Below are 20400 nucleotides of genomic sequence, written 5' to 3' on the forward strand. Positions count from 1 at the left end.
TTTGTCCCGTAGGGACAACATAAAAACGTTCCCCAATTTATTTCCATTTGTAAACCAATAAACCCTTATTCAATTTCAAAAATCGCCTGAATTTCAACAGCCGAATTAATCGGTAACGAAGCCGCACCAATAGTTGCTCTTGCATGTTTTCCTTTTTCACCAAAAACCAAAGCAGTCAAATTCGAAGCCGAATTCATAAGTCCCGCATGTTGTGTATATTCCGGAGTCGTATTAAAATATCCTGTAAGCTGCACACATTGTTTTACTTTGTTCAAATCGCCTCCGCAAGCTTCTTTCAAAACAGCAATTACATTCAGCATCGTTTGGTACGTGGCTTCTTTCGCCTGATCTTCGCTAACCGTCGCGCCAACTTTTCCCGGATTTAGAATCTTTCCGTCTTTCAATGCCACCTGATTAATGTATACTTTATGATCCGAAATCGTAAACGGAACATAATTTCCAACCGGTTTAGGAGCTTCAGGAAGTACAATATTATTGTCTTTTAATGTTTTGTTGATATCGCTTTTAGTTTCTGCCGAAGTCGTTTTTACAGACTTTATATTCTCTGTATTTTTCAATCCCGAAGCCACTCTTGCCAAAGCTTTTCCTTGTTCCTTAGCCAGATTCAATTCGCTTTGCGACGGACGAGTTCCGGTAGATCCCGCTAGTGAAGTTGCTCCAAAAGGCGTATTTCCCTGAGGAACCGTTTTGTCTAAAGTAGCCGTTCCCATAATTCCGGTTGGTACAATCACCATTCCGTGTGAGGCAAGAATATTCCAGAAAGACAAAATCGCAGCTTCTTTTCCTGCGCCTGATCCTGCCGACATGAATACGGTTGCCGGTTTTCCTTCCAGAGTTCTCGATGTCCAAAGCGGAATACTCTGGTTGAAAAAGTAATTCATATCAGCACTAATATTCGCAAAATGCACCGGACTTCCAAACGCGATTCCGTCATAATTCGCCAATTCTTCGATCGTTGCAACAGGTAATTTCTCTACATCAGCATTTAGTTTCTCTTTAGGATTTATCGAAGGAACACGTTTTAAAGTCGCTTTTGTATTGGGATATTCCTGAACCCCTTCGGCAATTGCTTTCGCCATTTTATACGTTCCGCCGTTTTGAGAATAAATCAAAACCAGCACATTGGTTTCTGATGATTTTGTTTGCGCATTGGCACCAAAACCTATAAATATTGCAATTAATAATACAAGTAGTTGCTTTTTCATGAGGGTAATTTTAAATAATTTGTAATGGATAATCTCAATTAAGAAGCTTGTTTTATTTTAAAAACCAAGTTTCTTTTTTGGGACTGCAAAATTACTTCTTACAATACCAAAAAGCGTTATTATTATGTTAATCGTGTTTTTCTTTGCATTCTTTGTTGTTGATCTGCTAGAAGATTGTGAGTGTACAAAACTTTTAAAATGGGCTGAAAGCCCTAAAAGCACTAGCGTAGTGCAACGCACTACGAATTAAATCAAAATAAAAATTGCCCTGAAAGAGCCAAAGCAAATAGACCATATAGATTCAAAGCAAATAGGTGTTTTTTCAGAAAGCATATTGTAAAATAAGAGAAATATTCCTTTTAAATTAGGCTTTTGCCCTTACAGGGCTTAAACAATTATCGGTTTTCATTCATAGTGCTTCGCACCATGCTATTGCTAAAGCTCTTTCAGAGCAAAAGGTTTCGAACACTTATAAATTAGAAGATAAAATCTGCGTGAAAAATATTTTAAACACATAGAAACATAGGATCAAAAAATGAATAAAAGAGAGTTAAATACAAATCAAGATTTGACACATAGCTATGTGTTTTTAAACAAATGAAATGACTTTTTTAAAGTTTACAAAATCTATGTTTCTATGTGTTTAAAAAATATCCGCGTATAAAAAGATTAGAAAATAAAATCTGCTCACCCGAGCGATAACGAACAGGCGAAGCAATCTGCTTAATCTGCATAAAAAAATATTTAAACACATAGAAACATAGGATCAAAAAATGAATAAAAGATAGTTAAACACAAATCAAGATTTGACACATAGCTATGTTTGTTTAAACAAATGAAATGCCTTTTTAAGTTTACAAATCCTATGTCTCTATGTGTTTAAACAACTCAATCCAAAAAGTTAGCTATTAATTTTCTAACTTCGAGGAAACAAATCGCCTTATTATGAAAAAAGCAATTGTATACGGAGCAAGCGGATTAGTAGGATCTTATATTCTCGAAACGTTATTGAATAATGCCAATTACGAACAAGTAATAATCGTAGTCAGAAAAGATCAAAACATTAAGCATCCAAAACTAAAAACTTTGATTGGTGATTTCAATTCCTTGCCCGAAGTGGTAAAAGGCATTGAAGTCGATGAAGTTTTTATAGCTCTCGGAACCACGCAAAAGAAAACACCTGATAAAAAACTATACTATCAAATTGATCATGATTATCCGATATTGGCGGCAAAACTGGCCAAAGAAAACGTAGCAAAAGCAGTTTTTCTGGTTTCGGCAATTGGGGCAAATGCGAAGTCGTCGATATTTTATACGAAGATGAAAGGCGAAACCGAACAGGATATTATCAACTTGAATTTAGATCATACCTATATCTTTCGACCTTCGATGATTTTAGGAGACCGAAAAGAAAGCCGGCCTCTGGAAAAAGTATTCATCGGAATATTCAAATTCATCAATCCTTTGTTTATGGGAGGAATGAATAAATACAAAGGAATAGAGGCGAGCGATATCGCCAAAGCAATGGTCAATAGCGCAAACCAGCTGAATGAGAAAGTCAAAATATTGCAGTGGGAAGAAATGACCAATTTGCTGAAATAAAAAATGGCATTATCCTGATTAGAGATAATGCCATTTGCATTTGATATATATAAATTAAAACGATTTCTGTTTTTCGAAAGTCGTAGTAAGTGATTTTTTTGCTTTGGCAAGAGCACCGCTAAACGCTTTTTCAAGTGTTTCGGAGTGGTCTGTTACGGTTAAGGGTTGTAAATTGGCTACACGAACTTCAATTACGCATTTTTTATCGTTTAAACTGAATTTTTCTCCGTTTTCATCTCCAAAATGTACTTCAATGCGGGTTATTTTTTCTTCAAAACGAGCTAAACCTTTTTCTAATTCTTCAGAAAAATAAGTTGCTAATCTTTCGTGTCCTTCGATGTTCTTGTCGGTATTGATTTGAATTTTCATATCGGTTTATATTTAATGATTATTCTCAAAGCTATCTTTTTTAGAATGAAAAGCCAAGTGAGTTAATAAAACATTATGAAAAAATGTTGGAAAATTTAAAGACCATTTTTCTGTTAGGCTTGGCGATTATGAAATGTTATTATCTAACACGGATTTAACGGATTCACTTCGTGAAAACGCGGATAAAAACAGATTTTTTTGTTGTATTTTTTGTCAGGCTAATCGAATCCGATATGTCAGGCTGAGCGTCCCGATCCCGAAACTTCGGGATGGGAGAAGCCCCCACGCACCAACCAACTAAATTCAAAAATCTTTTAGATTCATAAAGAAAAAACATACAAATCATAAGCCTTTTTGGTATCTTCGCAGTCCTAAACATCGAGATTATGAACACAACAAAACTTTTTGCCCGTATGGTACGCTGGCGGTATTGGAAACAACCACAACGCGTTCTCGAAGGCGTAGGACAGCTAACCCATACGGGTTTTATATTTCCTAAAATTCGAGATTATGAGTACAAACACCCTTTCAAAAGAAACCGAATTGAGGTTAACCGATTTCTTCAGCAATTCGATTGATCCTGAACTAATGGCTAAAACCATCAGAAAATTAAATTATATCCTCGCCTTAAGCATAATGCGGGATTGCGAAACCCTAGAAACCGAAAAAACAAACCTCGAACAAGGTTTTTATTGGTTGAATGAATTAGCAGAAATTCTAAATCCTTATCTGGATGCTGAATAAGTAAGAATGAGAAAAGCCACTGTGAAGTGGCTTTTTTTATTTTGTGGTTTCTCTTTCGTTTATTGCGTTTTGAATTTCGAGAATACACGAATCCAAATTCTTCTTTATATCGTTACTCCAGAAACGCAAAATCTTCCAGTTTTGAGATTCTAAATACGCATTGACTTCTATATCTCGTTGCATATTTCGTTCGATTTTTTTGATCCAGAATTCAGGATTGGTTTGTGGTTTTTTTCGGGTTTCCCAATCTTTTCCGTGAAAGAATTCTGAATCTACGAAAATGGCAATTTTTAATTGTTTGAAAGTGAAATCCGGTTTGCCGAAAACTGTTTTGTTGTTTTTACGATATCTGTAGCCAAGATTCCATAATGCTTTTGCCAAACTTACTTCGGATTTTGTTGCAGTGCTTTTAATGGCACGCATGTTTTTGGAGCGTTGTTCTGGATTATGGACATCCATGTAAATTATATTTAAAGACCACTATGTATTTATTATAAATTTATCAAAACTGTAATACAATTATAATTAGTTCAAATCTTCAATACACTTTTTTATCGCATTATCCAAAAGACAAGGAGTAAGTTATCCTTTAATATTTTAAACCAAATTTAGATAATTTTTTAATTGAATTTAAGGCTTTGACAACATTGACTTCCTTTATACTTTCGTTTTTTGAAATTGATTTGTACACTGATTTTAGATTTAAAAATTCAAGATTATCAAATATTTGAGTTTGTTCTCCCAAATCAAATATTTTTGTCCAATCAGCTTTAGAAATAAGTTTTAATCTATCATAGACTGCTTTTACATCAATAACTTCTATTTCTGCTTCATTTGATAAAGATCTTATATCATCAGGACTGATATTGTTCTCATCGATATATGTCAAACATTTGTTTCCGATGCTTATATCTCTACTATTGAGGTTTTTTGATCTTTTGATTTTATTCGCAATTTCCCAAATATCAGTAGATATTCCTTTGAGCTCGTCAATATTCAAAGCGTATTTTGATATTCCGTCCCAAAATTTATTACCAAAGCCTAATATTTTGGTAATGTTCATAAGATTGTTTTCGGATTTATTGTCTAACTCTTCTGTTTCAACTTCCCTTGATAAAACCAAGTCGGTACTTATAAAGAACTCTGAATATTTTTCTACATTGATATTATAGTTTTCTTCCTTTAACAGTTTCCAACTAGATTCGCGTTTTGCGTACTCCGATATTAAAGAGTTATTTGAAGATTTAACCAAGTGATTGTAAACAATAACAATCAGTTTTTGTAATTCACTAATAATTCTGGTATCAACACGTTGCTCATCATAGATTTTCCATAAATCTAATCTATTATCGGTTAGGTAATAAAAATAAGAAAGTGTATAAGCAACCGTAAATGATTTTAAATTGGTATCTCCAATTGCATCAATATTTTTTCTACCAAACAGTTTGTCTACAGTTTTAAAAAGTATGGCATTTGCAATTAACTTTTTATAAAAATTTTCACCAGGTAATTTATTCTTTTTAACTAATTCATTTATTTTTTTAGTATAATGAATAAAATTTTTCTGGGCCCCCTGCGAAACATAATGAGGCTCTAATTCCCAAATATTGATAAATTTTGCAACGTCAGATTTAACAAATTTTTGATTTGTAGGATGCTGTTCTTTAAATTTTCTTTGTTGGGGAGGAGTTGTCAATTTATTTAAAGATTCTTTATATTGACCATTCACACGTTCGAAATACCATAGAGTGGATAAATTTCTATTCTCTGGATCAACAACATATTTTTTTCTTGACAAAGATTCAATTTGAACAAAATAAGGATTGTTTGAAGACAAATCCAATTCAGATACTTTGTTTTGGCTATTTGCATAACGAGCGATGTTTGGAACCTCAATATTTTTCTGTTCTACATCTTTGATAACGGTTAGTTTCATTTGGACAAACACATTACTCAAATCTACATCTTTAAATTTCTTTTGAGTATGGAATAATGATGCTGTAGTCTGACCTCCATTAACAATTTGAAAGTCTAGTAGTTTTGTTAAGTACAGTTGATTGTCGTTAACTGTTGTTTCCACATTTTCGGCTGTTGCCGTAATTCCGTTATTATATGGCAAGAACATTTGAGGTTTTTCTCTAATGGTATCTCTGATACCTTTGTTAAACTTTCCTGTTTGTCCTAAAAATGCTCTAACATTACTTTCAAGTAATTCGTTTGAATATTCTTTATAAAGTTTTGAAAGAACTTCTCCTGGTAATATTGCTAAATAACACTCATATAATTCGTTTAGGTTTGGCATTTTCAGACATTGAATGCCAATATTATTATCTGAAATCAAGTTTTTAAAATCAATTTCAATTGGTTCTCTGTTACTTGATGATTCACTTAATTTATAAAATCTTGGAATATCCCATACATGGACAAAAATGTCTAAATCTTCAAATCCTTTTATTGTAACTTTTTCCATATCATGATTTGAATTGCCATTAATAAAGAAAAAGATATTCATTCTATCAAAATTTGATTTTTGTTTAATGATAATTTTTAAAAGTTGATTCAGTTCTGTCTGAGCAGGATCCACATAATTAATGTGTCCTTTGAGAGCTGCATTTAAAAACTTTTTGATTTGATTTATACTTTTATTAAAGTCATCTTTTGCTATGTTAAAATCGTAGGATGTTTGATTATAAAAAGTAATAAATAAATCTAGGGTTTCAAAATGAACCTTATTAGAATCATCTTTAAATTCATCTTTCAGACAATATCCATTTATTTTCCAGTCAATTCGACCTTGAGAATCTGGATTAATATAAGATAATACTCTTGCACCTTCTGACTTACCAATATGATCTAAGATTTCAATACAATGTTCTGTAAATTTATCTTCGAAACTTGCTCCTTCACCGTCAGAATAGACTAATGCAGCGACATCAGACTTAACAGACTCAATGTAATTTTTTAAACCTCTCTCCATTATTTTATTAACTCAAGTATTGATTCGTTATCTACTAAAAACTGTTCTATTGCTGATAACTCTATGTTGTATTTTGTGTCAAATAAACCAATAGGTAAATCTGAAGCTATCAATCTTGGGAAATCACAAGTAACTTCATAAAAATTTCTTTTTCTAAAGGCATACTGACGCTTGTAATTTTCAAAATCTTCATCAAAATAACCTACTAATAAAAGTCTTTCATTGAAAATCTTTAATGCATTCTGATTAATATTAATTTTTGTTCTGACTTGCTCAATAATAGAATTTAATGAAACCCCTTTGTCCTTAACTTCTTCAACTACATATAATATTAAATATAGTTTAGTTAAATTTTTACTATCTAATTGTCTTTCACTTGATATTTTAACTTTGGGAACCTTTGAAGAAGTTAACTTTACCTCGATCCCAAATGAACCAAAATGGAAATCTTTATCATTATAATCTGGACCAGTCCAACTTTCTAATAAAGCATCAATAGTATATTCTTCATCCAACAAAGAATTGAATACTAAAAGTTCTCCCATTAATCCTTTTTGTCGTTCAACTGTTAACCCTTGAAAATTTATTTTATCAAATAATCTCTTCCATTTTAGAACTACATTAGAAGTTTCAATTAAAGCTTCATTTTCAATAACACTTTTTGAAATTTCTTCAACAATATTTTCAATAAACAAACTGAAAATATCTTTCAAATGATTGTCTAAAAGGTAAATATGTAATTCTTTTGCATTTTCAAATTCAAATATTTCAATGAATAAACCCTTGAACTTAAAGTTTTTAAATTCAGGAAATTTAGCATTTTTAGATGTTTCAAATATGTATAAGTGATTACCCGTTATATGATTTGTTGCTGCAAAACATTTGAACGGTTTAACATGTTCAAGTTGCGTTTTTATAATAATTTCATCAGTAGGAACGTGACTTTCCCAAATAGATTTAATACTTATCATAATTATTCGTTATCATAATTATCATCATCTTCCATTGGCTCTAAATCTAATTCTTCTTTTATAGTTGCAGAATAAGAAACTTGAACTTCATTTTCAATTTTAGGGAAATGTAAACTATATCCAACTATTGGAATTCCATTTTCAACATTTGTAGTACCTCTTTCATCTAGTGCGTAAATTAAAAGCAAACCTTTACTTTCATTTGCTCTTCTCTCTTTTATACTGCCAGCACCATTTTCAGATAAATCCACTTGACGATCTACAACATCATCTATTTGATTTTTAGTTATTTTATATAAATCATTTGGTTCAGTCTGATTTCTAACACTACATATTAATTCTATTTCATGACCACCTGAAGCCAATTTATATTTTTGTGGTTCAAATTCTTTTCTTTTATCACTTCTTCTGTCAGCTCCTTTTTCATATAATAAAACCTGTTCATTAGTATTAGAAACAATACATATATTCCATTCTCTAATGTTATTCTGTTCTTTTTGAAGAGTTATATAATTTGAAATTACATGATTATTTATCAAAGGAATATCTATTTTGTAATTTTCAATAAAATCAATTAATGGTTCAATTTGAACATTTCTATATAAAAGATATTTGGTTTTATTTCTAATTGTTATTATGTTTTCATTAGTTGGAAAGCCTAATCTTTCAAATAAATTTTTAAGGTTATTAAAATTATTTTGAATTGATTTTTGGTCTTTAAATAACAAATAAGTTTGTGGATTTTGACCAGAAAATGAAATCTTAATATCTTTTGCCCAAAAAAGTTTAGCAACACTTGTAATTGCTAATAATCCATGATGATTTCTAACTTTTAATGTAAAATCTTTTGGTTTTAAATTACGAGTAGTCATTTCATCAAAATCATATCTCATTTCTTCAGTAGCCATAGTGATATGGTTAAACCATTCATAAATGGTTTCTGTTGTGTATAATCTACATAAATCAACATAACCTGGTCTATAACCAAACCACCTTCCCATTTGCATCAAAGAATCATACATTCTTGTTGTTCTTAAATAATAACTAGTTGATAAACCTTCTAAAGTTATTCCTCTGGCCAATCTACCGCCACCAACTGCTATTATAGACAAACCCTCTTCATACCTAGAGTAATCAATCTCATCGATATTATGATATTCTAAATTTGTTGTTGAACGAGTTCCATGAACTGCACGAACATCAATTTTTGAAGTTGCTTTCTTTAATTCTGCTTTTACACTTTCCCAATCATGTAGTTCAATTCTACTGTCTTTATAATCTATATTTTCAATTACATTTTCGGTTGTAGATAAAAAATCATTAATGAATAATTCTTCTAATTCCTTTAAAAATTTAGTATCGTTAGCATTTATGTAATTTTTAAAATCTTTCATTCTATCATTAACTAAGTATGATACTCTGTCAATCCATTTAACATAAAGGGCAACATGAACTAACATCGAATTATGTTTTTTCTCATGCCCCCTTAATCTTCTAATAGCACAAGTTAGAATAAATGATTTTAGAGCTAATTCAAGACTTTGAGGTAAATATTCAGGTAAATCTTCTTTATTATTTCTATTTATTGTCCTAAAAAATGGTGGGTCATAATCATCAATAACTCTAAACACATTTAATGGTTCGTGACTTTCTCCTGTTATTGGATTCTCTAGACCAAATATTTTAGCTGCTCCAATATAATTTTTTGGTGCTATTATATTTATAATAAAATCTTTAGGAAATAAATCTTCACCAATAAAGTATGTTTTACCCTTTACCACTGTGGTTAATTCATCATTGAAATCTTGTGGGATAAATAAGTTTGCATAAGGTGTTGCAGTATATCCAACAAATGTATTTTGATCAAAAACATTTAATAATGTTCTTATTAACTTATTGATGGTTTTGATGTCATTTATGTCTTTAGTTGCATTAACGGACGCAGCATCAGCCTCATCATCTATTATCAACACGGGAACATCAAATAATTTAGGTTGACCATTTACAACTCTAATATTAGAATCTTTTGAAAACCAATCAATCAAATTTTCAAGAATACTTTTATTCTTTTTAATTACAAATACAACTGGATTTTTTCCGATTGGGATATTTAATCTATTTGCAATCCCTTGATTAAAATCTCCTTCGTCCCCTGTTCTGTAAAAAGACGATGTTAATGAGTATATATCTGTATCAACTTTATATTTACCAACTCCAATTATTTTATTTTCTCCATAATTATTAATATATGCAGAACTACTTTTTCCAATATAACCCTCGTCAATTCGTTCTTGAGTTTGTCTTCTCAATGAGCTTATTGTACCTGCAATAACTATTATAACTTTATATCCAGCATCAGTTGCTTTATTGATTAAACCAACATAATTTGATGTCTTACCTGATTGTACATGACCTACAACCATACCTCTCCTGTCCCAAGAGCCTGATTCTTTAGGATTATAACATTTATCTAATATTTTATCTGTAAAATCATCTAAATCATTAATAGGAAAAGAAGGATCTTTTTCGTGCATGTATGATTTATATCTATTCCACAATTCCCAATTAATTTCATCCTTTCTGGAATAAAGCCAAGGTGTAATGTCTCCATTCATTTCAGTAATTGAACCTTTACCGATACTGAAATCTGCTACTAATACTTCAAATAATTCTCTTTTGTCAATTACTTGACCAACAGATGCCATTGTTGATTCAACTCTATCAATAATGCTCAAAATTATTTCATCAGTAATTTCATCATTTTGTTTTGCATGTGATAAAAGTGTATGTGCTATTAATCTAGCCGAGCTTTTTATATCGTTCATATTAAATAATCATTTATTAATGGAAATAGATTAAATGGTGTTGAATTCATTATTTGCTGTTTAGCCAAATGTTCAGGTATCCCTTGAAGTATATAAATTTTATATAACTCGACTGCTAACTGGATTAAATCATCGCTAGGAATTTCAGGAATGATTTCTAACTCATGAAAAGATGGATTCTCATTTTGATTATATAAAATTAATTCCAATGGAATGTTTTCCTCAATAAGTTTTAAAGCTTTTGAAAAAAGTTTATTTTCTTTTTCAGAATCAAGCAATTGTTTTATTATTGGGTGTTTCTTATTTATTTTATATTTTTTTATACTTTCTCTGTTTGTTTCGTCTTTCCACAAACTCTCAAAAGATCGACTATTATAATCTGAAGATACCGTTTTTTGCCCTCTCCAATTGTATATTTTTGCCGACTTCATAACAGCCATTTTTGCAATTCTGGCTAATTCCTTTCTTATTTCAATAGGTGGTGTTGCAGTCGATTTTTTTATATCAAGATTCCAATCAAAATCATTTGCGTTGGGAAAATTAATAGCAATTCTGGCTAATTTTGAATATTCTCTTTTTTTTTCAATTCCTAACCAGTCACCAGATACAAGTAATCTATCTCCTCGATATATATAAAAACCTTGTTGTTGATGCCATCCTAAAGGCCCTCCTGATTTTTCATAATCTCCATTGCTGATTTTTGACATATGTGGCAGAATAAAATATGTTACTTCAACATTATTTATTAACACTTCTAATTGCCCCATTTCAGGCTTTGGAGTAAGGTTTAAAAGAAAAGGATTCCACGGTTCAATTTCATAGGTATTTGTGAAAATTTTGATTTTTTTACTTTCAATAAAACGATGAAAAACTAAACCTAAATGCTCATTTACAGTGCTCATTTCATGATAGAATGCATTTTTAACAGCCTCATTTTCAGCTTTAGAATTGGCTACGATTCTGTCTAACAATTCCCAAACAATAAAAGTTCCGCTTTTTAGCTTATCAATCTTATCTAAATAAGATTCATCTGAAACATAATCTAATAAAACCCATTCCTCTTCATTATTAATAAAATCAATATCCCAACAACGTTTAAGTGTATTAAAACCTTGTTTCTTTGTAATAACTGTAAGTCTTTTACATTGCGAAAATGAAGCTGTTTTTAATCCCATACCAAACCTGCCCAAGTCTTTTTCATCCCTCGTATCTTCAGGATCTTTACTTCCCGGAGTCATAGCAATAATTAGCTCCTCTAAATTCATTCCTTTTCCATTATCAAGAATAGAAATAACGGAATCTTTACCTTTCCAAAGAAAATCAATTTCAATATTATCTGCGTTTGCGGAAATACTATTATCAATGATGTCTGCTATTGCGGTGGAAAGGTTATAGCCAAAACTGCGATATGAGTTTATCGTTGATTTTGGGTTTGGTTTTGCGATTTCAGCTTTGTATTTATCCATTTTAATTTTAATGCATTAGAATGACTTTAAGTGTTTACTGTATGAGATAATAGTTCAGACATGTTTATACTTTATGGGGTCTATTCTATATTATTAAGCTCTTTTTCAGTAATACTCCAATTTACCTGAACAATTGAATAGATATTTCGTTTTGGGTTTATACTTACAGCAGGATTTTTAATTAAACGGATCTTTGGTTCATTTTCAATATTACTTACTATAGCTACATAATATTTATCACCCTTTTTACGTGCTGTTTCCCATTCTTTATTAGTAAATAAAATTCCACCACTAACGGAAGACATTCCTTTTACTTCTACATAATAATTGGTTTTCTTTCCAATTAATTTGAAATCGTATCCGCATCCTTCATCTGTAACATTTTTTATTTCTACTTCTTCGGGGAATTTTATTTTTTGTGTAGTCAATTGCCAGACAAATTCTTTTTCTGCTTTTTTTCCTGTAATTCCTCTTGTTGTGTAGGCTCCAATCTTTCTCTTTTTCTTTTCACTATCTGACGGAAGTACGCTTGATAATACTTGCATTTCTACATCAAAATTAGGATTGTGCGCATTATTGATTATATCCTGAATTAAGCCTCTTAAAGTTATTTCATCAAAACTCTCATATGCATCTAAGGTTCTTATAATGCTTAATGTCATTGGTCTTTTATGCCATCCTAATCTAAATGGATGAACAACATCAAATTCATCACGTCTAAACTTTATATAATTAGGTTTTACATTTAATGCTTCACCAACTTTATTCCAAGCTTCTTTATCGGATTTGTAACCAAGATTTTCAACCGCTTCTTTATCGAATCTTGATAAATAATATGCCACAATATGGGCTAACTTTCTATCTCTATCCATTTATTCTTTCTAATTCGTTAGGTAAAATTTCATTTTCAAAAAGTGTCGGATTCAAGACATTGTGAACTATTTCTGCAATTTGATATGCTAGATATGGTGGTACCGCATTTCCAACCTGATGAAATTGGTTAGTACGTTCTCCGCAGAAATAATAATTATCTGGAAATGTTTGAATTCTCGCTGCTTCTCTTACTGTTAAACTCCTACATTGAAAAGGATCATAATGAATAAAGTAATGACCATCTTTTGAAATATGGCTAGTAACAGTTGTTGCTGGAATATTTGGCAATTGTACTCTAAATCTGTCTGTGAATTTTCCTGATTCTACGTTTTCATGATCTGGTAGTAGATCACTTCCCGCTTGCTTGTAGTCTTCTAATCGAGGAAAATTTTTATTTAATTTAGTGTATCGTGCAGCAAATAAATATCTTTTTAAATCTTGTAGTAGATGTTTTCTTGACATATGATGAAGAACACCTCCTAAGCGATTATCATTGTACCATGAAAATAATGGATGTGTTTCATCTATATTATTTTTCGAAGTTTTAATGAAAGACGCACCAAGATTTGTTGGGAGTTGTTTTTTAACTACACTATTATCCTGAGGAATAATTTCGTCTATAACTCTGTTAAATTCTGCAATATGATCTTGCCAGTTTTTTGGTGAATCTTCTAATTTTTCGTAAAAACGCTTCTTTTTTATTTTTCCATCTTTATCATACACAGTTCCACTGTGAGTGAATGTTCTGGTAACGCCACTTCTAAGTATTGGTAACTTTTCTATAATGGATTCTAGTGTTACCTGATTTTTGTTTTGAAGTATGTTAATTGGGCCATTTACATCTTCTCTAATACCTAATAAAATAACTCGATGTCTTTTTTGAGGTATGCCATAATCTTCTGCTTTAATTATGTAATCTCTTGGTTCAAATATTGGATTTCCATTGTTATCAAAACCTCTTGGTGCAACAGTTAATGAATAAATGCGATATTGAACTTTTTGTTCATTATCAATAAATGTTCCTTCAGAGATACAAGCATCGAGTGGATTTTTTAAATCACTCAATATTTTATTGAAAACATTAGTTTTTTCTGTTTCCGCGGATAATATACCTTTAACGTTTTCCATAACAAAAACTGCAGGATTATGTCTTGCAAGTATCCTTAGGTATTCTTTATAAAGACCAACTCTTTTATCCGTTTCTTCGTTAAGAATTATTTCCTGACGTCTGGCACGTCCAACTAATGAATAAGCCTGGCAAGGCGGGCCACCTATTAGTACCCAGTTTTGGTTTCCATTTAATGCTCGTTCAATTCTTTCATCAACTTCATCATCACTTACACCATTTAAATCATTTTTATCTGGTGCTCCCAGTGTTCCACACCAAGCTTCTTCATCTGCCTGATCTGCTTCGATCGGATGATTATTGTAAAGTTGATCTATTGTGATCTCTCCTTTAACGAAATTGTAATAATCGCCAGGTATTTGCCCAATTGGGAATTGTCGGTAAAAACTTCGTAGTTTAAGTGTTTTGTGAGCGTGTTCGTCTTTTTCAATTGATAAGGAAATTTTGAAAATTCGATTTCCGTTGTCATTCGTTAAAGATGAAAAACCTTCTGCTAAACCTCCTGGACCTGCGAAGATATCTATAATTGGTATTTCATCCATTTGGATTACTTAATTTATAAATTAATTTTGGTTTAAATAAGGACAAATACTTTCCTTTTTCTCCATAATTAATAATTGTTTGAATTTTTACTTTGAATGCTTTTGCAAGCTTCTATAATTATTAGTAAATCGCTTCTGTTTTGCCCTCAGAATTTTATAAAAAAACTTATTTTAGACTATAAATAATAGTCAAATATTCATAAATAGAGTTGCTTTTATTGTATAGCGTTAGCTAAAATGAAACTATTATTTAAAAACAAATATACCTTATTAAATAATTAGATTTATTATGGAAAACCGTAATATAATGAAAAAAATATTTAGCAAGTATACCAATAAATAAAGGGGTATATTAGAGTATATATACGTGTTTTTAGGATATGCAATAAACTACTTCCCCTTCTTCCCCCATTTAATTTTCATTTTTCCTTTGTCGTCCAGTGCAATTAAATGCAGGACAATTCCGCGGTCGCGCACGGCATCGCGTTCGGCTTTGGTGGCGAGTTTGATGTCGTTTTTGGAGTTTCGGAGTGGGATGGTGAGGGCGAGATTGGTGCCTCGGCCAAAGGAATAAATACCTTCGGCATCGAGGTTTAAGACGCTGGAACTAATGGTGAAATTATTAACATCGATTTGCTCTCCGCGCAATTTGAGATTACCGGACAAATCGCTAAACGTGATATTCTCGACATCGCGGAACGGAAAAGCAAACTTGCCAATTTTTACGATAGGCTCAAAGTTTAACAAAGCGCCCTGATTGACGTTGAACGTTAGATTGCCATGCATAGAATTGGTGATCAGCGCACCATTGCTGTTGATGAATCCGGTTACATTGGCCTTACTGCTCAATCTGCCTTTGATGTTGCCGGGATGAAATGAGGTAACGCCAAAGTTGTTGAACGACTTTAAGAAACTCGCAATATCAACCCGGTTTACCTGCGCGTTGGAGCTAAAGGCAAAGTTTTTTCCGCTTGGTTTTACTTCGCTGTTAAACGTGATGCTTCCGCCGGAAGTTTGCAGCGAACCGTTTTTTATGACCAATCTCGAATCGATCATTTGTACGGTTGCGGTGGTATTGGTCGCCGTTAACTTGTTATAATTGATTTTATCGGCTTTGATGTCGATGACTACAGAACATTTGTCGATTGCAGTTCGTATTTGGTTTGAAATGGTGGTTCTTTTGGTATTTTTTGCTGTGGCTTTCGTTTTTTGAGAAGTAGCTAAAACGCCCAAAAACTGTTTTATATCAATATTGGGGCAATAGATTTTCCAGTTTACGATCATTTTTTCAGGCGCATCATAATAGAGGTTCAGGAAATTATCAATTTTTCCTTCGATGAAAATTGTATTCTTATTGTGTTTGTAAGCAATTTGTTTGATGAGTAACGCTTTCTCGGTAAAATCAAGATGTATGTTGGTTTTTACGGCATGAACATTCTTTGGGATATAATGAAATGAGGCATCATCGACATCGACTTTACCAATAAAACGCGGTTTGGTGATGTACAAATCGACTATATCAAACTGAAATTTCAGGTTGGCTTTTGCGTGACCGGCCGTAAACTGAATCCATTTGTCGTTGCTAATTTCGTTGAGTCTTTCGACATCAAAATCTGAACTTACGTTTCCGGTGGCGACTGGTTTTTCGAGGTTATTAATGGCCAATTGCGGAATGGTAAGCGGAATATTCTCGTATTCGCCGGTAAATCGCGTTAATATAATGGCCGAGTTGGCATCGTTATAACCGTCTTTTGGTTTGAAATTATTGGTAAAAATCCCTTTAAAATTACATTTTTTGATTAGTCCGTCGGGAATACTCAATTCGTTGTCTTTTATGATCGCCTGAACGACAATTCTGGGGTCTCCTTCGGCATTAAAATCGCCTTTTATGTCGCAATTGACATCGATGGGTTTATTTAAATTGAATCGGTTTAATTTCGAACTGATATTGGCAGACAGTACGTTTGATGCATTTTGCCATAAAATAGATGTCCCAATATTGATTCCGAAAAGGGCCTTTCCTTTCGCAAGATTAAAAAAAGCGGTAATGTCAAAAGAGTCTGTTCCTATTTTTAGATTGCGGGTTACGACATCAATTTTTTCTTTTTCGGCAGAATACGAAACATTAAAAGTTCCTTTCAGTTCTTTTTCTTTGGCAAAACTTCCGTGTACGGTATTAAACGCTAAACTTTTTATTTGCGTATCCAGAAAAACATCGGTTTGCCAGTCGCTTCCGTCATAATCTACTTTGGTTTTTAAACTCGCCACATCAAAATCAAACAATTTATGCCCAAGGCGATTGTCCAGAATAAAATGAACATTGTTGAGGTCGATTTGGTCAACGGTCGTTTCTCTGTCGGATTTATTTTCGGGCGATTTTTTCTTTTTTGGTTTAAAAATATCGGCGTTCGAATAACCGTTTTCGGCTTTATAAACATAGATATTGGCGTCGTTGATGAGGATTTTATGAATGTTGATTTCGTTTTGGAGTAAACTCCAAACATTCAAACGTGCTTCGACTTCGGTAGCTTTTAGTAAAGTATGTTGGTGCTTTGCCCATTGGTTGTCTTTGAGTTCGACATCTTTTAAGGCCAAAGTAAAATTAGGGAAACCGGTTAGAAACTTATAATGGAAATCGCCAATATGAAACTGTCCGTTAATATTTTCGTTGATTTTGGAATTGATCCTGGCGATGATTTCGGTTTTATTTTGATTGAAATAAATCGATAATCCGCCGCAAGCAATTAATAACAGCCCGATTAGTCCTAAAACAAAAAAGCCAAAACGTTTGGCATATTTTTTAAATTGAACCGACTGAAAGAAGTTTTTTATATGAAGTAAAGTTGCTGACATCTCGAAGAATTTTCTTGATTACTAAAGATAAGCTAAAAAAATGATGTTATTTTAAAAAGATGGCTCTCAATATGTGTAAGTTATAACTTATTTTTTAAAAACATGGGAATCGTATAATAAATGACAATGCATTTATAATTAAAACTAATTTAAGAATGGTGTATGATTAGTATTTAATTTTTAAATTTGTACTCTAGTTTGAAACGAAACAATTCAGACAATAATTTTAAAAGAAAAGAAATTATGGCATTAGCAATAACAGATGCTACTTTTGATGAAGTAGTTTTGAAATCAGATAAACCAGTAATGGTAGATTTTTGGGCAGCATGGTGCGGTCCTTGTAGAATGGTTGGTCCAATCATTGACCAAATCAGCGAAGAATACGCAGGTAAAGTAGTTGTTGGTAAAGTCGATGTAGATGCTAACCAGGAATTCGCTGCAAAATATGGTGTGCGTAACATACCTACCGTTTTGGTTTTTCATAACGGTGAAGTAGTAGGAAAACAAGTAGGAGTTGCTCCGAAACAAACCTACGCAGATAGTTTAGACGCTTTGTTGTAATCGTAAGATTATGATTTATATAAAAGAGGTTTGGCGAAAGTCAAGCCTTTTTTATTGGAATAAAATTGAATTGAGCATATTTTAAACACATAGGAACATAGCTTTTCTGGCTTAATAAAAAAGGCATTTCATTTGTTTGAACACACATAGCTATGTGAGAGAAACGTGTTTCTTTTTTGTATTCTTTTTTCGGAATGTAAAGCTATGTCTCTATGTGTTTAAATGAATTGGCAACAACAATAAACCAGATAGCTAAAGAAGTTTTGGCGAAAGTCAGGCCTTTTTTATTGGAATGAAATTGGATTGAGTATATTTTAAACACATAGGGACATAGCTTTTCTGGCTTAATAAAAAAGGCATTTCATTTGTTTGAACACACATAGCTATGTGAAAGAAATGTGTTTCTTTTTTGTATTCTTTTTTTTCGGAATGTAAAGCTGTGTCTCTATGTGTTTAAATATATTGGCACAAACAATAGGTTTGGCGAAAGTCAGGCCTTTTTTATTGGATCCGGTAAGGAATTTTATTTTGGTTTTTCAAATGTATAACAGAGGTAATTTTGTGGAGATAATTCTTCCTTTTTATTGTTTTAGTTTTATAAAAAAAACGTATGTTTATGGCTATTAATCTTAAAACCAATTAATTATGAAGATCATTACAAAATCAATTGTATTTTTAGCCTTAACTTCTTTGGTACTATCATGTACTGAAGGTGAGGATGCTCAAAATGCACCTGTAGCAAAGACGCCTACGTTAAAGAAAGAAGAGATTAAAAATGTTAATGCTTCTGCTGAAGATGAAGCAATTCCTAAGCGTAAAAAAGAAGCTACAGGAGGAGGAGGTCAAATGTAAATTCACAAATTATGGAAAAGGATATTATTTATAAAATGATATCCTTTTCTTAAGATTACTACTTTTATTAGAAGGTTTAAATATTATTTTTAGTTTAATTTTGGTTGTTGTTGTGTTATACAATGTATACCTCCTCCATCCCAATTTTCAGAAATTGCGTTTAAAAAAATAATTTTTCTATTAGGGAACTGTTTTTTTAAAATCTTTTTGACATTCATTTCTTTTATTCTGGAAGAACCTGCCGGAATGTAGGTTGGTACAAGAACTATATTGTTGGTAACAAAATAATTCATATAACTTGTACACGGAATAATACGGATTGTATCTCCAATATTCGGCCTTTCAGCGGGAAGAAAATCAGTTACTGAAATTTCTTTTGAAGAAGCTTGATTGCTCTTGGTCTTTTTGATTTTTTCTGTAACAATCATTTTTTTTACTATTATATCAGGCTGAGGAATTTTAATAATTGAAAAAGGTTTTCCATCTTGATCCTTAGCATTTTTCAAAATATCGTAATTCTCTTTCATTCTTAGGTAGTTGATTTTATTTACAGGATTGATATCTTTTTCTTTTTCATCTACCCAGGCAAGAAGGATTGTATTAGAATTTGCGAAACGCACAAACTCATCAGTGTGGCCGCCAACACCATAACCTGCGTAAGTTTTACTTATTAATCTTAAGCCAAAAGGATCTTCAGCCAGACCTTGTTTTAGCCAAATTATATTTGAAACTCCTAAAGTTTTTTTGAATTCCAACTCTAATTGTTTTTTCGTCCAGTTAGGATTTCTAGGTAAAACAGTTGCTTCGCATAATATTAAAGTACCTTTTCCATTAACTTCAATAGCACCACCTTCATGTACTATTTTTGTTTTGATCATTTTTGCATGTTCTGTTTGGGCGATCATGCTGTCAACAAGAGAGCCTCTTTTTATTCCTTTTAAATCTTCTGCATAATACTTTTTTATAGTATCCATATTATTTTTGTTTGCCTGTTTTAATGTAAGAAGTAAGCCTATGTCATCCCACTCAAAATCAACTGCTCCTAATTCACCTTTTTTATTGACTAAAAAAGTTGCACCAATGTCACGAATCCAGTAACGTTCTCCTGGAATAATATATGATTTGTACATTGTGGAATCAATCCCTCTTGATTGTAGATATCTCACTGCTTTTTCTTTCATGTTATTGCTGTTAAAAGCAATTTTGACACAAACTTGCGATGATAACGTTTTTATAATTGTAGGAGTCAAAGAGTAATAGCCTGTTTCTATAGCTTTACTCCATCCTAACCAAACAGCTTCTTGTTCCTCCCATTCTGCCGGCATATAGAAAGTTTCTGCTGCAATTTTTTCTTTGTCTGACTTACAAGCAAAGAGTATTAATACCATTATAATGACACTATATTTTTTCATG

General features: G+C 31.9%; 15 protein-coding genes. 4 read left to right on the forward strand and 11 right to left on the reverse strand.

Going from position 1 to position 20400, the window contains the following annotated elements; genetic code table 11:
* Positions 1–65: 65 nt before the first annotated feature.
* Positions 66–1226 (reverse strand): NAD(P)H:quinone oxidoreductase, encoded by a 1161-nt coding sequence (wrbA, locus tag ACHRWY_RS06245; protein WP_395353396.1) that lies wholly within the window; start codon positions 1224–1226, stop codon positions 66–68.
* Positions 1227–2171: 945 nt separating this feature from the next.
* On the opposite strand from wrbA, the gene ACHRWY_RS06250 reads away from it, so the two are divergent.
* The gene (locus tag ACHRWY_RS06250; RefSeq protein WP_395353397.1) at positions 2172–2828 is read left to right on the forward strand and encodes an oxidoreductase; all 657 of its coding nucleotides are present in this window, start codon (positions 2172–2174) and stop codon (positions 2826–2828) included.
* Between the two features lie 54 nt (positions 2829–2882).
* Here the strand turns inward: ACHRWY_RS06250 and ACHRWY_RS06255 are convergent, their stop codons facing one another.
* A complete protein-coding gene (locus tag ACHRWY_RS06255; protein ID WP_395353398.1) occupies positions 2883–3197 on the reverse strand; it encodes an HPF/RaiA family ribosome-associated protein in 315 nt (104 codons plus the stop codon).
* A 510-nt stretch (positions 3198–3707) separates the two neighbouring features.
* On the opposite strand from ACHRWY_RS06255, the gene ACHRWY_RS06260 reads away from it, so the two are divergent.
* Positions 3708–3941: a hypothetical protein gene (locus ACHRWY_RS06260; protein ID WP_131422190.1), complete on the forward strand. Its 234-nt coding sequence runs from the start codon at positions 3708–3710 to the stop codon at positions 3939–3941.
* 36 nt (positions 3942–3977) lie between these two features.
* Here ACHRWY_RS06260 and ACHRWY_RS06265 read toward each other — a convergent pair whose 3' ends face one another.
* The 8 genes from ACHRWY_RS06265 to ACHRWY_RS06300 form a co-directional block, all read right to left on the reverse strand.
* The gene (locus ACHRWY_RS06265) at positions 3978–4400 is read right to left on the reverse strand and encodes a very short patch repair endonuclease (RefSeq protein WP_395353399.1); all 423 of its coding nucleotides are present in this window, start codon (positions 4398–4400) and stop codon (positions 3978–3980) included.
* Between the two features lie 130 nt (positions 4401–4530).
* A complete protein-coding gene (locus ACHRWY_RS06270; RefSeq protein ID WP_395353401.1) occupies positions 4531–6918 on the reverse strand; it encodes an AIPR family protein in 2388 nt (795 codons plus the stop codon).
* On the reverse strand, positions 6918–7889 hold the full coding sequence (locus ACHRWY_RS06275; RefSeq protein ID WP_395353402.1) for a PD-(D/E)XK motif protein: 972 nt from the start codon (positions 7887–7889) through the stop codon (positions 6918–6920). Before ACHRWY_RS06275 ends, ACHRWY_RS06270 begins: the two co-directional genes overlap by 1 nt.
* Before the next feature lie 2 nt (positions 7890–7891).
* Positions 7892–10714: a Z1 domain-containing protein gene (locus ACHRWY_RS06280; protein WP_395353403.1), complete on the reverse strand. Its 2823-nt coding sequence runs from the start codon at positions 10712–10714 to the stop codon at positions 7892–7894.
* Complete coding sequence (locus ACHRWY_RS06285) at positions 10711–12180, reverse strand: ATP-binding protein (RefSeq protein WP_395353405.1); 1470 nt, start codon at positions 12178–12180, stop codon at positions 10711–10713. The genes ACHRWY_RS06280 and ACHRWY_RS06285 overlap by 4 nt, the downstream gene beginning before the upstream one ends.
* Positions 12181–12260: 80 nt before the next feature.
* Positions 12261–13052, reverse strand: a complete 792-nt coding sequence (locus ACHRWY_RS06290; protein WP_395353406.1) for a DUF3883 domain-containing protein — start codon at positions 13050–13052, stop codon at positions 12261–12263.
* Positions 13045–14721 (reverse strand): DNA cytosine methyltransferase, encoded by a 1677-nt coding sequence (locus ACHRWY_RS06295; protein WP_395353407.1) that lies wholly within the window; start codon positions 14719–14721, stop codon positions 13045–13047. Before ACHRWY_RS06295 ends, ACHRWY_RS06290 begins: the two co-directional genes overlap by 8 nt.
* A gap of 390 nt (positions 14722–15111) precedes the next feature.
* A complete protein-coding gene (locus tag ACHRWY_RS06300) occupies positions 15112–17574 on the reverse strand; it encodes an AsmA-like C-terminal region-containing protein (protein ID WP_395353408.1) in 2463 nt (820 codons plus the stop codon).
* A gap of 240 nt (positions 17575–17814) precedes the next feature.
* Between ACHRWY_RS06300 and trxA the strand changes: the two genes are divergently transcribed.
* Both trxA and ACHRWY_RS06310 read left to right on the forward strand, forming a co-directional pair.
* Positions 17815–18135, forward strand: a complete 321-nt coding sequence (gene trxA, locus ACHRWY_RS06305; protein WP_262490194.1) for a thioredoxin — start codon at positions 17815–17817, stop codon at positions 18133–18135.
* Between the two features lie 645 nt (positions 18136–18780).
* Positions 18781–18987, forward strand: coding sequence for a hypothetical protein (locus ACHRWY_RS06310; protein ID WP_395353409.1), 207 nt, complete (start codon positions 18781–18783; stop codon positions 18985–18987).
* A gap of 89 nt (positions 18988–19076) precedes the next feature.
* On the opposite strand, the gene ACHRWY_RS06315 is transcribed toward ACHRWY_RS06310, so the two are convergent.
* Positions 19077–20399, reverse strand: a complete 1323-nt coding sequence (locus ACHRWY_RS06315; protein ID WP_395353410.1) for an agmatine/peptidylarginine deiminase — start codon at positions 20397–20399, stop codon at positions 19077–19079.
* Between the last annotated feature and the right edge of the window lies 1 nt (position 20400).

It is taken from the genome of Flavobacterium sp. FlaQc-48, from assembly GCF_044007335.1.
Lineage (GTDB): Bacteria > Bacteroidota > Bacteroidia > Flavobacteriales > Flavobacteriaceae > Flavobacterium.